The 18,336-nt window shown below is 42.4% G+C and carries 11 protein-coding genes; 7 read left to right on the top strand and 4 right to left on the bottom strand.

Annotated elements, in window-relative coordinates; all coding sequences use genetic code 11:
- Positions 1-103 precede the first annotated feature (103 nt).
- Complete coding sequence (locus tag V7K31_RS28725; protein WP_335099303.1) at positions 104-1,360, bottom strand: RNA-guided endonuclease InsQ/TnpB family protein; 1,257 nt, start codon at positions 1,358-1,360, stop codon at positions 104-106.
- 1,060 nt (positions 1,361-2,420) lie between these two features.
- Between V7K31_RS28725 and V7K31_RS28720 the strand changes: the two genes are divergently transcribed.
- The 4 genes from V7K31_RS28720 to thrB all read left to right on the top strand — a co-directional run bounded on the left by V7K31_RS28720 (position 2,421) and on the right by thrB (position 8,815).
- Positions 2,421-3,140 carry a response regulator transcription factor gene (locus V7K31_RS28720; protein ID WP_335099300.1) on the top strand — a complete coding sequence of 240 codons (720 nt, stop codon included), beginning with the start codon at positions 2,421-2,423 and terminating at the stop codon, positions 3,138-3,140.
- Between the two features lie 126 nt (positions 3,141-3,266).
- Entirely contained in the window at positions 3,267-4,955 is a 1,689-nt protein-coding gene (locus V7K31_RS28715; protein ID WP_335099297.1) for an NAD(P)H-quinone oxidoreductase subunit 4, read from the top strand.
- A gap of 1,142 nt (positions 4,956-6,097) precedes the next feature.
- On the top strand, positions 6,098-7,726 hold the full coding sequence (locus tag V7K31_RS28710; protein ID WP_335099295.1) for an outer membrane protein assembly factor BamB family protein: 1,629 nt from the start codon (positions 6,098-6,100) through the stop codon (positions 7,724-7,726).
- A gap of 177 nt (positions 7,727-7,903) precedes the next feature.
- Complete coding sequence (gene thrB / locus V7K31_RS28705; RefSeq protein ID WP_335099293.1) at positions 7,904-8,815, top strand: homoserine kinase; 912 nt, start codon at positions 7,904-7,906, stop codon at positions 8,813-8,815.
- Positions 8,816-8,945: 130 nt separating this feature from the next.
- Here the strand turns inward: thrB and V7K31_RS28700 are convergent, their stop codons facing one another.
- Together V7K31_RS28700 and V7K31_RS28695 are read right to left on the bottom strand one after the other, a co-directional pair.
- Positions 8,946-9,770: an SDR family oxidoreductase gene (locus tag V7K31_RS28700; protein WP_335099291.1), complete on the bottom strand. Its 825-nt coding sequence runs from the start codon at positions 9,768-9,770 to the stop codon at positions 8,946-8,948.
- Positions 9,771-10,417: 647 nt separating this feature from the next.
- Positions 10,418-12,514, bottom strand: coding sequence for an alkaline phosphatase family protein (locus V7K31_RS28695; protein ID WP_335099288.1), 2,097 nt, complete (start codon positions 12,512-12,514; stop codon positions 10,418-10,420).
- 286 nt (positions 12,515-12,800) lie between these two features.
- Here V7K31_RS28695 and V7K31_RS28690 point away from each other — a divergent pair, with 286 nt between their 5' ends.
- The 3 genes from V7K31_RS28690 (at position 12,801) to mnmA (ending at position 16,681) form a co-directional block, all read left to right on the top strand.
- Positions 12,801-14,168 (top strand): FAD-binding oxidoreductase, encoded by a 1,368-nt coding sequence (locus V7K31_RS28690; RefSeq protein ID WP_335099286.1) that lies wholly within the window; start codon positions 12,801-12,803, stop codon positions 14,166-14,168.
- Between the two features lie 144 nt (positions 14,169-14,312).
- The gene (rtcA, locus tag V7K31_RS28685; protein ID WP_335099284.1) at positions 14,313-15,389 is read left to right on the top strand and encodes an RNA 3'-terminal phosphate cyclase; all 1,077 of its coding nucleotides are present in this window, start codon (positions 14,313-14,315) and stop codon (positions 15,387-15,389) included.
- A gap of 236 nt (positions 15,390-15,625) precedes the next feature.
- Entirely contained in the window at positions 15,626-16,681 is a 1,056-nt protein-coding gene (gene mnmA / locus V7K31_RS28680; RefSeq protein ID WP_335099282.1) for a tRNA 2-thiouridine(34) synthase MnmA, read from the top strand.
- Between the two features lie 904 nt (positions 16,682-17,585).
- Here mnmA and V7K31_RS28675 read toward each other — a convergent pair.
- On the bottom strand, positions 17,586-18,336 hold a 751-nt coding region (locus V7K31_RS28675), incomplete at its 5' end, for a tetratricopeptide repeat protein (RefSeq protein WP_335099280.1).

The following is an 18,336-nucleotide window of genomic DNA, read 5'->3' as shown; positions in this document are numbered from 1 at the left end:
TTAAGTTACTGTTTGAATCCCTAGCAAATGTAGCAATAGCTTACTTTACCAGCGCTGAGATTATTAAGGATTCACATTTTCCTTTAAAGTTTCTTGAAGTGAACTACCCACACTGACTTGCAGTACCAAGTGCAGTTTGGGCTTCTGCAATCACGGGGGAATGCCCAAACTTAGACTTTCGCCCAAGTTTAGGACTTACCTCCCCTCCTACAGCAGAGACGGCTGAACCTTCCGTCTTTATCATTCTGATACCCTCTGCTCTAATGTTTATTGCGGCGTTACCGTCACGATCATGATGAGTATTACAATGAGGACAAGTCCATTCACGGACATCCAACGGCATCTCATCTATTTGATAGAAACAATTAGAACAGAGTTTGGAACTGGGGAACCACCTATCAATCTCAACTAACTTTCCACCTCTGCGTTCTAGCTTATAGGCTAAAAAGTTTGTGAATGTTCCCCACCCTGCATCAGATATTGATTTTGCCAATTTGTGATTACGAACCATGCCTTTGACATTAAGGTTTTCTACTATGACAGCTTGGCTATCGCTGACCAACTTATAACTAAGTTTATGTAGAAAATCCTGCCTTGAGTTACTAACTCGTTCGTACACTTTGGCAACAACTTTTCTATATGTATTCCTTGAATTACTTCCCTTTTGCTTATGAGCTAATTTCTTTTGCTTCCGCTTGAGGTTTTTCTCGTGCTTGGTAATGTGTTTAGGATTACCATATTTAGAAATCTTTTCGCCATCGGTTACAACGGCGAAATGTTTCAAACCTAAATCAATCCCGTAAATTTTACCTTCTGAAATAACTGGATTTTCGCCCTCTGTCTCAGTCAAGATAGAGGCAAGGTATTTACCAGAAGGCGTTTTACTCACAGTAACAGTTTTAATTTTTCCCTCAATCAGCCTATGTATTTTGGCTTTGACTATCCCGATATTGCCAGGAAGTTTGACATTACCATCTACAATTTTGACATTTTGAGGGTACTGGACAGACTGTTTATCATGCCTGGATTTGAGCTTAGGAAAACCAGCACGTTTATCAAAAAAGTTTTTGTACGCCGTGGTTAGATTGAGTGTTGTAGCTTGTAAAACTTGGCTGTAACAATCAGCTAACCAAATCGTATCAACAGATTTTTTGAGTGCTGGAAGAAGTGCGTTGAGCGCTGCACGAGTAAGTCCAAACCCTGTTTCTTTGTAAGTCTCAATTGACTTATTTAGGGCATAATTCCACCACCAACGAGCGCAACCAAAAGCTTGAGCTAATTGGATTTGCTGCTCTTGCGACGGATATAAACGGACTTGTACAACCCTTCGACATCGCTCAGGGCAAGCCTTGTGTAACACTCAACATCACCTCATTGATATGCTGATCTTAACATGATATGTATTTTCTGGTAAGCGGGTAAAAGAAAATAATTGTTGATTCGTCATACATCTAATATTTGTCTTTGCTGTGCAAAAAATTAATATTAGATGCAATCCTTATCAACCACCTTATATCCCGCCACTGATTCCGAGTACAGAATTCAGTGGGGGACTTACGGCGTAATAGTTAAATATCTTACCTCTATACGTAATTACACTAAAATTTTATTTATATACGTATAATTAATCAGATAAGATTACTTTTTTACCGAAGAAGAATTCACTCCGTCAGGAGCCAGAATGGGCTAAACCTTAGCTATCCGCTAACAGAATTGAATTCCGAACTAAAAAGTGGATAGCGAAGCGGTAGCGAGTCTGCGAGCGTCTGAATCATGGTTTAGAGCAAGCGATTTTAATCGTGGAGATCAAGAAAAATTTTCTTTGCTTGAAACGCCTGACTTAACTGCTGGGCTATTCTGACAGGAAACGTCTCCGGCTTTGCTTCTGACTTCTAACTTCTGACTTCTAACTTCTGACTTCTAACTTCTGACTTCTAACTTCTGACTTCTAACTTCTGACTTCTAACTTCTGACTTCTAACTTCTGACTTCTGACTTCTGACTCCTGACTTCTAACTCCTGACTTCTGACTTCTGACTCCTGACTCCTGACTTCTGACTCCTGACTTCTGACTCCTTTTCATAAGTATCTTAACCGTCTGATTATCCAAGCAATATCTGTGTCTGGATCTTAGGGAGAGGTAGTTTAGTCCTTTTTATGTACATCATCCTAGCCATTGCAAGGGCAACTATTTAAATTCTCAGGTTAATGTATAAAAATGTTTTTTGATTGAATTATTTATATTGTTATATCGAAACTCTTGCTTTAGAAAAACTTCCGAGATCAGATTATTTATGTCTAATGGTAGATGAAGTTCAGGAAATAATACCAAACGCATTGCTTTTTGTATAAGATACCGAATAGAAGAACGAGATTATTTTAATCTGTACTTTAGATAAATAACAGTAAAGTTAAGCAACTATGAGTGAAATCAAGATCCTTGTGATTGAAGATCACAACCTGACGAGAATCGGCTTACGGGCTGCCTTACAAACCCAGCCAGAGTTAAACATTGTTGGTGAAGCAGCAAATGCAACCGAGGGTATCAAGCTTCTGAAAACTCTCAAACCGGATGTTGCTACTATTGACATCGGTTTGCCTGACATGGATGGTATTGAGCTAACACGCACATTTAGGCAATATCAAGCAGAGAATGAAGATTATACAACAAAACTGCTAATTTTAACGATGCAGAATAGCGAACAGGCAGTTTTAGCAGCTTTTGCAGCAGGTGCGGATTCTTATTGTATGAAGGATATCGAAACTGAGAAACTAGTTGAGGCTGTGCGAACGACCTATGCAGGTAGCTCATGGATCGATCCAGCGATCGCAGACCTTGTATTACAACAAATACGTCAAGATTTCCCCGATGGCAGCAGAGGCGCAGCTGGAAAAAGAGTCTTGATTGAAGGTATTGACCCAGATGTTGAGAAAAGTATAGTCGGCTATCCTTTAACTAATAGAGAGATGGATGTTTTAGAGTTGATTGTCGCTGGGTGTGACAATGCAGAAATTGCTAAAAGGCTCTATCTAACAGTCGGTACTGTAAAAACTCATGTTCGAGGTATTCTCAATAAACTCTGTGTAGCTGACCGTACACAAGCTGCTGTTCGGGCTTTGCGGGCTGGATTAGTACCGTAAATATGCTTATTAAGAATTGTTTTTCGGTCAAAGCGATTACCTGGGACAAAGATTTATGAAGAAATTGTTACACAGTTTAGTAAAATGACATAATTGACGAACAAATAAATATTTTTTCTCGTATACATGATATCGGATCAATTTCCCTGGCTTACCGCGATTGTCTTGCTGCCACTCATTGCTGCCTTGCTCATCCCTGTGCTGCCTGATAAAGATGGCAAGCGCGTGCGGTGGTATGCACTGGGTGTAGGTATCGCAGACTTTGCTTTGATGTGCTACGCCTTTTGGAAACATTACGATGCCAGCAGTGCTAGTTTTCAACTTGTAGAGAATTATGCCTGGGTGCCTCAGTTAGGTTTGAACTGGGCGGTATCAGTTGATGGACTTTCAGCACCACTTGTGCTTCTAGCAGGATTTGTCACCACACTATCGATTTTTTCAGCTTGGCAAGTTGATCACCGACCTCGCCTCTTCTATTTTTTGATGCTGGTGCTGTATTCCGCACAGATAGGGGTATTCGTTGCCAAAGACTTGCTGCTATTTTTCATTATGTGGGAAGTGGAGCTGATTCCCGTCTACCTACTAGTCTGCATTTGGGGTGGGCAAAGGCGACGTTATGCGGCTACAAAATTTTTGTTATACACAGCAGCCGCTTCTATATTTATTTTGGTGGCAGCCCTGGCAATGGGGTTATACGGTGGCGGTAATATGACATTTGACATCACCGCCCTCGCCAAGAAGGAATATCCCCTTGGTCTACAACTGCTACTTTATGCAGGGTTGTTGATTGCATTTGGTGTCAAGCTTGCTGTTTTCCCAATGCATACTTGGTTGCCTGATGCTCACGGTGAAGCATCTTCTCCTGTGTCGATGATTTTGGCTGGTGTATTGCTGAAGATGGGCGGATACGGGCTGATTCGGCTGAATCTTGAACTACTCCCCGATGCACACATTTACTTTGCGCCAGTTCTAGCGATTCTGGGTGTTGTCAATATTATTTATGGTGCATTGAACTCCTTTGCTCAGACAAATATGAAGCGGCGTTTGGCTTATTCGTCGATTTCTCACATGGGGTTTGTACTGCTTGGGATTGCCTCCTTCACTGATTTGGGAATCAACGGCGCGATGTTGCAAATGATTTCACATGGTTTGATTGCATCGGTGCTGTTCTTCTTAGCAGGCGTTACTTACGATCGCACCCACACAATGGTAATGAAAGATATGGGCGGTATTGGTCAAGCCATGCCCAAAGTCTTTGCCCTATTCACAATCGCAGCAATGGCATCTCTGGCACTTCCCGGTATGAGCGGCTTTCCTGGCGAACTCTCGGTATTCGTTGGTCTGATAAGCAGTGATGTTTACAGTTCGACCTTCAGCACCGTCACGGTTTTTCTCGCCGCAGTTGGAGTCATCCTCACACCTATTTATCTACTTTCCATGCTGCGAGAAGTATTTTATGGTGACGGTGCAGCACTCATCTGCGACATTAATAATGCAGGCTCAGAAAATCAAGAAGATGACGGAACAGTTTGTTTTGGTACAGACTGCTTCGTGCCAGAAGATGCAGTTTACGACGATGCTAGACCGCGTGAGGTGTTTATCGCTGTCTGTTTTCTGCTGATGATTATTGGTATTGGTTTATATCCGAAGATGGGGATGCAGATGTATGACGTGAAGACTGTCGCAGTCAATGCTAATCTTCGCCAGTCTTATGCCATAGTCTCGCAAACAAATCCCCAGATTTATGCTAATCGATTATTGGTTCCGCAAATTTCAGAGGTTGAGGTAGCGCCCGTTTTAGGAACTTTGAAGTAAGCTTTTTGACTAATAGACTTGTGGAAAAGGGTATTGTCTAAGCTTCTATAGCCCAACTAACTGTTAACAGCTTGGGTTGTTTGGGAGAAAAACTTCGCGCTCATTATTCCAGAATTTTTCTCCCACCAGTCCAATGTTCTTTGTTACCTCTAGCACCCGATTTCAATTACTTTACCGTATATACTGACCTTTCTCTTGAATCCTTTGTGAGCAAGCTTTTTGAGACTTAACGGAAAAAGTCAGATTTATCACAGGTAACAGCATTATATAAAGCTTACATAAACTTGATTATTGCTTGACAATAAATGTCTTCAGCTTACATATAAAATTAAATTATGTAGTTTTCAGCACAATCATATATCATAAAATTATTTCTGTTACAAGAAGAAATTCCGTTTTTGTCAAGAACAAAATAAAATTTCATAACATATCGACTTTTAAATAAGCGAACACAATACATTTGTGCAAAGGATAAAATTTCGCTTATAAGCATTTGAAAATGTATTAGATTTTACATAAGTTTACATCTTAAAGATTGGGTAAAGAAGTTTACTTGGACTGGAAATAGTGATAAATATACAGCTGTGTTGACTAAGCAAAATAAAGCACTCAAAAAAACCATTTAAATAAGCTATTTTGCTAGATTTAGGGAAATTATTACTGAACAAAATTCATAGCTAGCTTTTGAAAAACTAATGAAACAGTCGCATAAGTTTTTCATCGTGATTCCAAGTGAGCGCCTGCTTTTGATTAATAAGTTGTTCCACATTTAACTTGTATAATTAGAGCGCTCATGTTGCCCACCCCACAAGAATTATATTTAATTCTGTTATGCAAATTAGATGTTTTTTAGCTTAATACCTTCGCTTTCTTTAGGAGTATTGCCTATTGCGCGTCATTGATAGCCCCTATTTACATAAAATATTGATGTTTTGTCGTTTATCGTAACGATAGTAGCGATCGCATTGTTACCATTTTACCCTATAGTCATCAAATTTGTAAAAAGTGGATTAAAGCTCACGAGAGACATTAGCTTAAAGCCTAATTACTTACTTTGTGAAAACCTTCAGTAAGCTGAGATTTTTAACTAAAAGTACGGTCAAGTAATAGCGAATTCTTTTTAGTAGTAGCGGAGGATATTAATGACTGTGATTAAAACTTATTCATCCTTTAAACAAGCGCTTGCAATTGTTACAGTGACATTAGTCTTTGTCATGCCAACAATTAGCAGTAGTGCTAAAGAAAGTCCGTCTAGATCGGATAATCAGTGGAGATTGGGTGGTCAGAACTTAAACAATACTCGCTCTCAAGCAGGTGAGAAATACCTCAATCCAAACAACGTAACACACTTGTCTCCCAAATGGGTTTTTAGTGCAGGTGGTGAACTCTCTGCAACACCAGCAGTTGTAGATAAAACTGTATATATGCCAGACTGGGGCGGTAATTTTTTTAAGATTGATGCACAGACGGGTACACAGATTTGGGCAAATAGCATTGCCAGCTATATAAATGATCCAAGTATCCCAAAAGCTGTCTCGCGCACAAGTCCAGCAGTTAACGGGAATAAAGTGATTATTGGTAGCCAGGAAGGTGCTTTCCTGATAGCAATTAACAAAGATACTGGGAAGCTAATCTGGAAAACAAAACTTGACAAGCACCCGTATGCTATTATTACCCAATCACCGACCATTTATGGCAATCGTGTGTATGTTGGAGTTGCCTCTTCTGAGGAAACAGCGGCTAACAATCCGAAATACCCATGCTGCACATTCCGTGGAAGCATGACGGCGGTAGATTTGAATACTGGAAAGCTTCTGTGGAAAACTTACATTGTACCGGAAAATTATGGTCAATCGGATGGCTACTCAGGTGGAGCAGTATGGGGTAGCACACCAGCAATCGATCCAAAGCGAAATTTGGTATATATAGGAACAGGCAATAACTACAATGTGCCTCGAACGGTAAGAAATTGTATTGCAAAACTCTCTTCACAGACAGTTCCTGATGAGTCGCAATGCCTCGATCCCAAGAATTATATTGACGCAATCATCGCACTTGATCTCGACACTGGCACGATTAAGTGGGCAAATAAACTACAGGGATACGATACCTGGACTGTTGCCTGCGTCTATGGCGGTATCTCCAATTGCCCTGACCCCAAAGGACCAGATTATGATTTCGGTCAGGCACCCATGCTTTTCACTGTTAAAGATGCTGGAAAATCGCGCGATCTACTTGGTGCTGGTCAGAAGAGTGGTGTCTTTTGGGCGCTTGACCGGGATACTGGAAAAGTCGTCTGGAGCCGAATTCTTGGTCCTGGTGGTCCTGTTGGTGGAATAATGTGGGGTTCAGCTACGGATGATCAACAAATTTATGCCGCGATTTCAAACTACGGATTTGAGAAGTACACATTAGATCCTTCAGGTGAGATTATTAACGGTGGGTCATGGAGTGCGCTTGATGCAGCTACTGGCAAAATTATCTGGCAGACAGCAGATCCAGCAGGTGAAAGAGATATGGCTCCAATGACAGTAGCGAATGGAGTGGTGTATGCTGGCTCGATGGCATCAGGAGCCGATAAGAATAACATGTATGCATTAGATGCAAAGACTGGTAAGATTCTGTGGAATTTTAACAGTGGGGGATCAGTAGTTGCAGGTGCAGCAGTGGTTGATGGTACAGTGTACTGGGGTTCTGGCTACAGCCGCATCCCAGGCGGGTTTAAGTCTAATAATAAGTTTTACGCATTCACAGTCTCAAAGCATCGATAACATTTAAGATCATAAACAATTTGTCAATAAGTAATAGTGCTTAAAATTCTCTCGAAAACGGGGGCGAAAAACACAATTTTTCAGCTAGCGATAGTGCTGGATTAAAGAACATCAAAAACTAGCCCCAAAGTGCTACTAATACATGGGATGCTAGTTGATGATTAGTGAGTTTTGCCAATGTCTGTTGTTTCTACCATCACTGTTACGGTTCCCGCCACAACTGCTAATTTGGGGCCTGGTTTTGATTGCATCGGTGCAGCATTAAAGCTGTACAACGAATTCAAATTCACTCGCATGGAAGAGGGTGGGCTAACCATTCATGTCACTGGTACCGAAGCTGAACGAGTCCAAACTGATGATAGTAATCTCCTTTACCAGGCGTTTGTCAAGTTTTATCAACATATAGAGCAGACACCGCCGACTGTGAAAATAGAGATTAAGTTAGGCGTACCGTTGGCGAGGGGTTTGGGTAGTTCGGCGACAGCAATTGTTGGTGGCTTGGTTGCTGCTAATCAACTTGAGGGTGCAACTCTGTCTCAGTCGCAGGTAATGGAGTTAGCGATCGCAATGGAAGGACATCCTGATAATGTAGTTCCAGCTTTGTTGGGAGGATGTCGTCTCGCTGCTACCAGTGGTGCAGCTTGGGAAATTTGTGATGTTCCCTGGCATCAAGATGTTGTACCAGTTGTGGCTATTCCTGATTTTGAACTTTCCACTTCAGAGGCGCGGGGCGTTCTCCCAACCCAAGTAAGTCGCGCCGATGCGATTTTCAATACAGCACATTTGGGGTTATTGTTGCGCGGCTTAGAAACTGGTAACGGACAATGGTTAAAGACAGCTTTGCAAGATAGATTGCATCAGCCCTATCGCAAAGCTTTAATCCCTGGTTATGATGTTGTCAACATCGCAGCTGTTAATGCTGGTGCTTATGGTATGGTGATTAGTGGTGCAGGTCCGACACTGTTAGCTTTGGCAGATAAATTACACTCAGAGGCAGTGGAGGCGGCGATGTTAGCTGCTTGGCAACAAGAAGGAATTACAGCCGAGGTGCGATCGCTTTCTCTCGATACTCAAGGCGCAAAAAGCTAGAAGATAAGGGAGATGAGGAGCAGCAGAAGAATTTTTAACTCCCCACTCCTGTACAGACGCGATTAATCGCGTCTCTACTCCCCACTTAACTACAGCAAATGGTTGCATAATTCCTACTTTTTAATACTTGCTAAAAAATCATCTGTGGATGAATTAACTGGTATCCAGCCTCTTTAAGCTTTTCATTCGACACCCAAGCATTATATGGGCGGGTACTCTTGATAGAAGTATCCCATTTAACTTTGGGTAAATTATGTTTTTCAAATAGGCTATCTAGCAAGTCTCGGCTGGTGAGATGTGCATCATCTACCAGATTGTAAATCCCTTGCAAACGACGATCGCGGGCAAATTCTATCGCACCAACAATATCATCCAAATGAATCCAATTTGTGATATCCTCGCCATTGCCAGGACGGGTTGCACCAGAATATCTGCTAAATATTTTCAACAGTTCCCTACCAGTCCCATAAATCCCTCCTAAACGGAAGATACAAACACGGAGATTTTCGCTAGATGCTGATAGCAAGACATCCTCTGTTTTTCGGAGAATTTGTGCATTTAAATTAGCGGGTGCAAGCGGTGTTTCTTCATCTACCCATACACCATTTCTATCACCATACACTGCATAACTCCCTGTGTATATTAATTGTTTCACACTCTTAATCTGCTGCAAGGATGAAACTAAACTTTGGGCAGTTTGTAGATAAGTTTCTTCATAAACTTCCCCACCTTTTGCACCAACACTCAAAAGTACAACATCTTGATTGTCCAAAACTGATTTTAGACTATCGAGGTCATTCCCACGGGTAACTACAACTCTTTGGGATACTGATTCTAGTGCCGGGACACGCTCAGGGGAAGTTGTGGTTACACTGACAACAAAACCCATTTTTTGCTGCCAATATTGAGCAAGTTTATAACCAACATAACCACAACCAATGATTGCAACGTTCATGACAAATTAGACACAAGTAAATTAAACTACTCATCGAGACTATATTCTCAATTAAGGGAATATTGCCAAGTCTCCCATATTACAGGTACTCTAAACCCGGTTTCTTTAAGGAAATTAGGTTTGTTAGCCTTGTTAACCCTATTTTCGGCTAAATATTCTGGGTATGTTTTTAGCGATGTCTACGACGGGCTATTCGGCGTCACATTCAAATAATGAACCTACATATCAGCATCTATTAGCTTTCGTTTATCAAGTGCAGCAACTCTTGTGTCGATATCTTGCCACTTAAATCCAATACAGTTCAGTTAAGGATAATTGTAGGTTGGGTTGAGCGAAGTGAAACCCAACAAATGCCTGAAAATGTTGGGTTTCGTTCCTCAAACGCCACTTGCTTCTCCCTAGGGGAGACGCAGCGCGAACAAGTCGGGAAACCGCAAGGGCGCAGTGGCTCCCCAACCTACGCAATATATTTTTTGGGCTTAACCCAAGCGTATTACACTTAAATCAGCACCTTCAACCAGGCTCGAAGCCAAGTCTCCCTTGTGGTAATGTAACTCTACGAATAGTAACTGGGCTGACAATTCAGGTCATGTGGAAAAGCTCACGAAAAACCTAACCCCCTTCCCGATGCGGGAAGGGGGGAAAACTCAAAGTTTGATAACCTGTCCCTGAACCGTTGAAGCAGAAGGAACGCCCAGTAAATTATTGATAGTTGGAGCCACATCAATATTATGAATCGTGCCGATACTGCCACGACGACTGATATCGGGGCCACCCGCATAGAAAATGGCACTCAGTTTGGATATATTCGGGTCATAGCCATGCGCTCCGTAGAAATTAGGTACTGAAAACACTAAATTGTTGTCATCCCCCAAACGAGTCACCACAGGACTTTGAATTCCGTCAAAGTTATAACCATCGCTCATAATTGCGAAGACATCACCACTATCCTGACCAACAAATTCGCTAGTATCGAGTCCAAATCTCGGCTCGTTTAAATTCGCTGGCAATGGACGAGTATAAATCTTATCAAAAATGGCTTGACGTTTTGACGGTACATAGTTGGAATTCGTGTCTACCAATTCCTTGAGAGCGGCGACAATTTGTTTTTGGATAGTCACATATTCAGAGCGACTGACGATGCCGTTGGGTTCTCGTCCCTGAAGATTAATATAAATGTTAGTTGCTGGCCCCGATGTTACACTTCGGACTTTATTTGAGTCAAAACCTTTACTCTTGAGGAAGTTATTCAGGTTAACCGTGGTGTGAAAGGTAGAAAAACCATGATCCGATACTACAATAATGTTACTATTTGGTCTTCCCTGACTATCCGTACCTACTGCATTAATGATCCGTTGTACAGCATCATTAGCTGCCCGATAAGCAGTCTGTACATAAGACTTATATCGAGCGACTTTTGCTTTGTCTTGCGCTGCACCAATTGTATTGGGATTGCTCGGATTAGTTGCTTGACGTAAATCAGTTAAGAGAAACTGATGTTCAGAGCCATCTGGCTGCTCAATATAAACCATCACCAATGAAGCATTGGGATTTTGCTTGATTGCTCTCAAAGCAATTCGCGTCTGATAATCTACAAAACCTCGAACTTGGTCTTCATAGATAGCTTCTAGTTCCGTGTCGGGGAAAGTGTTAAATCCCGGACTCAATCGTTCTATAATTCGGTAATCAGACTGAGGCGACCAAAAACCAACGTTATTATTAATGTCATCAACTGTAGTTTGGACTGCGGGGTTATTAGGAATAGCGTTAGCACCGTAACGCGCAATCCTCACACTACTCAAGTCAGGAGCAAGATTACTAACATAAAAAGCAGTTCCGGCTTTGTTAGAACTACCTTCTAAATAAAATAAACTGGATCTTTTATCCCGCGCTCTTACGTATGCTGGCCCAGTTGAAGGTAAATTCAAAGGTTGATGTTGAATCCCAATACTGGAATCAAAAAATACTAGGGTGTCATAGTCCTTTTGATGATTATTGCTGGTATCAAGTGCAGCAACTTGGATATTATAGTTGACACCACCAACAAGAAATTGATCGCCAAGAGTTGCTTGTGCAATTGGGCTGTAATAAACTTTTTTTGCTGTTTTGAGTTGAGTGACAGTTTGACTGGATGCCAAGCTGAAGTTAGCTGCCATCAAACTGAAACCTTTAGCACTTGCACCAGCAAAAGCTCCAAAAGGGACTGTATAAGATACGGTTCTCTTACTAGCGGGTTGAATAATTGGGCTGTTAGTTAAACCTGGTACTGGAACATCAACTCCATCTGCTCCGGGAAAAGTTGCAGTCACAACTTTCTTCCCCTTTTGCTGGAGTCCAATCCATAGTGGTTCAGCAGTTGGGTACAAACTTGCAGCAGGACCAGTAGTCAAATATCCGCCGATTGGAGCCGCAAAACCACTTATGTTAGAAGTGAATGGGCTGGCTACTAGGTGAAATGTGTTGGCATTAATATCATTGCGTGCAGCCGTAGAACCTGTACTGATTGCAATATGGCAAGCAGCAGTCAGAGATGCGCTACAGGTTATGTTCCGCTCTGCATAAACTCCCTTGTTTCTAATCAGTCCTAATCCTTGCTTTGGACTCAGGACACCACTCTTGAGATACTGTTCGACAAAATCTGGAGTGGCACCATCTAGAGAAATCAAAATCACTTTAGGTTGTGATTTGCTTACTCCTGGTTGAACTGCTAAAGAATGCACACTTATAGTTAACAAACAAGCCACAAGTAAAACAACAGTTAAACGCAGAAGCCATTTATGCCTTGACCATCGAAATATTTTATCTAACTCAAAACCTCTACTTTTTTTAAATGAATAAAATTTTCTCACATTTCCTCCCTAAGCATAGTGTTATATTTTTAACTTGATTACTCATTTTTAATTTACTAAAAGTATGTTAAGTAAAAACTATGAAACTCTTAAGTAGAGCGATTTTTACATTCAAGTACCAGATATATTAATCCCTCTGCGTTCCTGTACGTCGCTTTGCGTTAAAAAAAGGATATAAGCTATGACGACAATATTAGATGCCCTGATTAATTCTCTAAAAGGCATAGAAACTATCACCGACTCCGCCCAAGTCGCAAAATTATCCCAGGATTATCACACCTTTAGCCCCGTACTAGTACCCAAACTAGAAGGAAAAGTTGGGGATATAGTAGTGCGTCCCGCCAATGAAGCAGAGGTTATAAAAGTTGCAGCCGCCTGTGCAAAATACCGTGTACCCGTAACAGTGCGGGGTGCGGGAACTGGGAATTATGGGCAATGCGTACCGTTGCACGGTGGCGTAATTTTAGACATGACGCGGATGCAAGAGATTCCTTGGGTAAAACCGGGGGTAGCGCGGGTAGAAGCTGGGGTGAAGTTGGCGGCTTTGGATAAAAAAGCCAGAGAAATCGGCTGGGAAATCCGCATGGCACCCTCGACTTACCGCACAGCTACAATTGGTGGATTTATTGCTGGGGGAAGTGGGGGCATTGGCTCGATAGAATATGGGTTACTAAGCGATCGCGGTAATATCCTAGCACTGAGAGTGGTAACTGTAGAAGATGAACCCCGTGCGATCGAATTACGTGGCGACGATGTGCAAAAGGTGAATCATGCTTGGGGAATTAACGGCATCATCACCGAAATAGAAATCCCCTTAGCACCAGCTTATCCTTGGGCAGAAGTCATTGTCACATTTGACGAGTTTATGACAGCAGCAAAGTTTGGTCAGGCTCTTGGCAATGCTGATGGGATGATTAAGAAGTTGATTTCTGTCTTTGCATCCCAAATTCCCCAATATTTCCACGCCCTACAACAATACATTCCTGAAGGAACTCACCCAGTATTTTTGATAGTTGCTGAGTCGAGTTTGGAATTCTTACCGGGTTTGGTGCAGCAATACAACGGCCAGATTACCTATGAAAAACCAGCCGAAGAAGCAGCCAAAGGTATACATTTAGCAGAATTTTGCTGGAACCACACCACCTTACACGCCCGGAGTGTAGATACTGCAATTACTTATTTACAAAGTATGTTTCCTAGCGATGCCTGCGTTGGGCTGCGCCTACGCAGTTTGCAACTAGTAGAGCATATGTATCATCACTTCGGCGATGAGGTAATGATGCATTTGGAATTTTTTCGGGTGAACGGTGCGGTAGTTCCTGGTGCTTTGCAACTTGTGCGCTACACCACAGAAGAACGCCTCAACGAGATTATCCGCTATCACGAAGAACAGGGTGTGAGTATTGCCAATCCTCACACGTATATTATTGAAGACGGCGGTAGAAAAGTTATTGATCCTGAGCAGTTAAAATTTAAAGAAATAGTTGACCCCTATGGGTTGATGAATCCCGGTAAAAGCAAGGTTCTTCAATTCCAAATTCCAAATTAGCAAACTACAGAAACACATATCAGAACTTTCTCTGTATATTTGTGTAACCTCCCTCCAAAAAGCTAGCTACTAGGCGCCTATAATTTGTGTTTTGATTTTAAAATCCGTGGGGATAACCCAAAATCCAACATCCCAAAATCGCCCATGATTGAAATTGACGGTTCCTACGGAGAGGGAGGCGGACAAGTTCTTCGCACTTCCTTAAGTCTAGCTGCCATCACTGGCGAACCCATACGAATTTCAGGCATTCGCGCTGGACGCAAAAAGCCAGGATTAGCAGCACAACACTTAACAGCAGTTCGGGCTGCGGGTAGAATTTGTAATGCCCAACTCCGGGGTGATGCTTTGGGTTCAATGCTGCTGGAATTCATCCCAGGTAGTGCTGTGCAAGCTGGAATTTATACCTTTGATGTTAGTAAAGCACAAGTTGGTGGTTCTGCGGGTGCGATCGCACTAGTTTTACAGACAATTCTCTTACCTCTGTCACTAGCATCCGGCAATTCTCAAGTAACACTAAAGGGTGGAACTCATGTGAACTTTAGCCCGACAGTGACGTACATTGAGCAAGTTTATCTGCCGATATTGCAACGCATGGGTGTAGAAGCCCAAGTCAAGTTAGGCGCTTGGGGCTGGTTTCCCCAAGGTGGGGGAGAGGTAGAGTTACAGGTGAGTGGCGATGGTAAAATCGGCGGGATTAACTTGGTGCAACGGGGAGAGTTACAACAGGTGCGAGGACTAGCAGTGGTAACGGAATTGCCTTCAAATATTCCGCAACGGATGGCGAATCGTGCCGAGAATTTGTTACGATCAGCCCATTTGAAAGTTAGTGTACAGGCTTTACGAGAAAGAGGTGTGGCACCTGGGGCGGGTATTTTCCTAACTGCTGAGTATCAGAACAGCTTGACTGGCTTTGGTGGATTCGGGCGTTTGCGGTTGTCGGCGGAAACAGTTGCAGAGATTGCTTGTCAGCAACTACTTAAGTTTCATCAAACTGGTGCAGCAGTGGATGAACATTTAGCAGATCAGTTATTATTGCCAGCTGCTTTAGCTTCACAGCAAAGTCAGTACCGCGTGGCTGAGGTGAGTAGACATTTGACGACAAATGCAGCAGTAATTGAACAGTTTGGGCTAGCGCAAATAACAGTAGATGAAGCTGAGAAAATAGTCTCGGTGATTCCTGTAATTGTAAGATCAAACCTCACCCTCAATCCCTCTCCTTAGTAAGGAGAGGGAAGCCGGAGGCAGGGTGAGGTTTTATATGTAATTTAGAATGTAATTTAGATCCACTTACTTATTGGTTGGTTTACCCTCCTAGCAAGGCTTTGAAGAGTGTGTGCTACAATTAGACAACCACGCAGCAAAGCTGTTACTCTTTAACTTGGCACACCATCACCAGCCAGAATGCTTACTATAATTTAGTTTTTTAATTTTGAATTGCTTATTATATCGTGCTTTGTATGAAAAAAGTCGTCGTTGGTCTTTCTGGTGGTGTTGACAGTTCCACCGCCGCAGCTATCCTGCACCATCAGGGCTATGAAGTGATTGGTTTGACTCTTTGGCTAATGAAAGGCAAAGGCCAATGTTGCTCTGAAGGTATGATTGACGCGGCTGAACTCTGTGAACAACTGGGCGTTCCCCATCAGGTTGTGGATATTCGGGATCTCTTTCAGACGCATATTGTCGATTACTTGGTGACTGGTTACAGTGCTGGGATCACACCTTTGCCTTGCTCCCAGTGCAATAAGACGGTGAAGTTTGGGCCAATGGTACAGTATGCCCATGAAGAATTGGGATGCGATCGCATTGCCACTGGTCATTATGCCCGAATTAGCCATGACGAAGCAACTGGACGTTACCAATTATTAAGGGCTGTTGATCGCAACAAAGACCAGTCATACTTCCTCTATGATTTGTCTCAAGATTTACTTGCAGCAACGATATTTCCTCTAGGCGAACTAGAAAAAACTGACACGCGCCGCATCGCTACTGAATACGGACTAAAAACTGCTGATAAGCCAGAAAGTCAAGACTTATGTTTAGTAGAAAGTAATGGTTCCATGCGGGCATTTTTAGATAAATATTTAGCTCCCAAAATGGGGGATATTGTGGATGTCACAGGGAAAGTTTTAGGACAGCATGATGGTGTCCATCACTATACCATTGGACAGCGCAAAGGTTTGGGAATTGCTGCTGCCGAACCGTTGTATGTGATTGAATTAGATGCGGAAAATAATAAAGTAGTAGTAGGCGATCGCACTAAGGTAACTCAGCCGGAATGCACTATAAATCGGGTAAACTGGGTTTCTATTGCTGAACCATCCACGCCAATTCATGCCGAAGTGCAAATTCGCTATCGTTCAACGGCTACACCAGTGACAGTGATTCCGTTGGAAAACTCCCGTGTGCGTTTGGTGTTTGATGAACCCCAAATCAGCATCACTCCCGGACAAGCTGCGGTGTGGTACGACGGGGAAAAAGTGTTAGGTGGCGGAATTATTGAGCAATTTCTTTGAATCTCACATTGGTTTTGGTAGAAGCCAAAACTCAGGGCTATTTCGTTCTAGACAGAAACCGCCCCGAACTGAAGTTCGGGGCTAATAGCTAAAGTCCGTTAAAACGGACTATAACCTTTTTAGGACTTACGCAAAACTACACGCTGTAGGGGCAATACCCTGCGGGAAGCTAAAGCTACATGAATTGCCCCTACGGAAAATCAGGGCTTTCACTGCCTTTTTGCGTAATTCCTGCTTTTATTAGTCGTCTTTAGACGACTTTCGCTATTAGACTCAGAATTCATTCTGAGGCGGACTAGATGAGAATGAAATAGTCCTCAATTGCCAGACCTGACCAATATGGTATCGAAAAGATAGTTACTTATGAAGTCAATGATGACTAAAGCAATTTTAAATGAGCAAGAATTGACCAAGAGAAATATTGTTCAATTGTTAGCACAGTTGACTAACGCATATCAAAGTACTCATTTGCAGTTTCAGAGGGACTAAAATCATTACTGATTAACCTTGGTTTGACCCTTTATGCTTGGCGATTCTTTGCCGCACAGCTTGGCGGATGTCTTCCCAATCGTCAGGATTCATCTCAGAAGGCGATCGCCCTTTGAATTGTCGATGATACCCTATTTATCAACAAAAGCATGGGTTTCATCAACAAAATCGTTCTGTTCATCAACAAAGGCATGATTTTCATCAACAAAGGCATGATTTTCGTAACGACAGCTTTTGAGGGAATTGCCAAACCCTCAACGCAGAACTCTAAAATTGTCCTACACCAGGTTTAATTTTTAATTTGAGTCAAGCAACTGTTGACTTTTTACTAGTTGACAAGGTAATATATTCATAATGAAAAAGGTGCGCTCAGGTATACCACCTTGTACAAAGATATTCGTTACTAATTTTCGACTTAGCGACGCACCAGTAGAAAAGCAATTAAACCAACAAGAAAACAAAATGCGAATTTTACCCAACGCTGCTGGATAAATTGGATGAACCTCTCTTTTATTCCCCCTGTTGGTGTACCTGTAGAGTTGATTTCGGCTATGCGACTTTGGACGTATTCTTGGAATGGTGCATAGTTAATGGTAGTGGCGAGTTCAGCCGCATGAGTTAAGGAATTAATTGCAGCGTCTGAGTCTCCCATGTTTAACTGTGCATCAGCGAGAAATAGCAGATTACGACTTTGGCTGTAGATATTGCCAATTTGGATGTATAGGTTTTGTGCTTGCTGAAGATATTCTAGTGCTTGCTGGGGATTTTCTTGCAACTTACCGAATTCTTGCAGGATGTTTGCTTCCCCCAAGCGATCGCCGATGTCGCGGAAAAATGACAAAGCGGTTTCGTAGCGTTGTAATGCTTCATCACTGCGTTTGAGGAACTGCAAAACATCGCCGATCGCAATTAATGTATTAGCTTCCCCCAAGCGTGCGCCGATGTCGCGGAAAAATGACAAAGCGGTTTCGTAGTGTTGTAATGCTTCATCACGTCGGTCAAGGAACTGCAAAACATCGCCGATCGCTCTTAATGTATTTGCTTCCCCCAAGCGATCGCCGATGTCGCGGTAAAATGACAAAGCGGTTTCGTAGCGTTGTAATGCTTCATCACTGCGTTTGAGGAACTGCAAAACATCGCCGATCGCAATTAATGTATTTGCTTCC

The sequence above is a fragment of the Nostoc sp. genome, assembly GCF_036917675.1.
Classification (GTDB): Bacteria; Cyanobacteriota; Cyanobacteriia; order Cyanobacteriales; family Nostocaceae; genus Nostoc.
The sequence above is the reverse complement of the archived record's forward strand: the minus strand, read 5'-3'. Positions and strand labels throughout refer to the sequence as shown.

Excerpts from the sequence above, each read along its gene's own strand:
- V7K31_RS28720 (WP_335099300.1), top strand. The coding sequence starts at position 2,421 with ATGAGTGAAATCAAGATCCTTGTGATTGAAGATCACAACCTGACGAGA.
- V7K31_RS28715 (WP_335099297.1), top strand. The coding sequence starts at position 3,267 with ATGATATCGGATCAATTTCCCTGGCTTACCGCGATTGTCTTGCTGCCA.
- V7K31_RS28710 (WP_335099295.1), top strand. The coding sequence starts at position 6,098 with ATGACTGTGATTAAAACTTATTCATCCTTTAAACAAGCGCTTGCAATT.
- thrB (WP_335099293.1), top strand. The coding sequence starts at position 7,904 with ATGTCTGTTGTTTCTACCATCACTGTTACGGTTCCCGCCACAACTGCT.
- V7K31_RS28700 (WP_335099291.1), bottom strand. The coding sequence starts at position 9,770 with ATGAACGTTGCAATCATTGGTTGTGGTTATGTTGGTTATAAACTTGCT.
- V7K31_RS28690 (WP_335099286.1), top strand. The coding sequence starts at position 12,801 with ATGACGACAATATTAGATGCCCTGATTAATTCTCTAAAAGGCATAGAA.
- rtcA (WP_335099284.1), top strand. The coding sequence starts at position 14,313 with ATGATTGAAATTGACGGTTCCTACGGAGAGGGAGGCGGACAAGTTCTT.
- mnmA (WP_335099282.1), top strand. The coding sequence starts at position 15,626 with ATGAAAAAAGTCGTCGTTGGTCTTTCTGGTGGTGTTGACAGTTCCACC.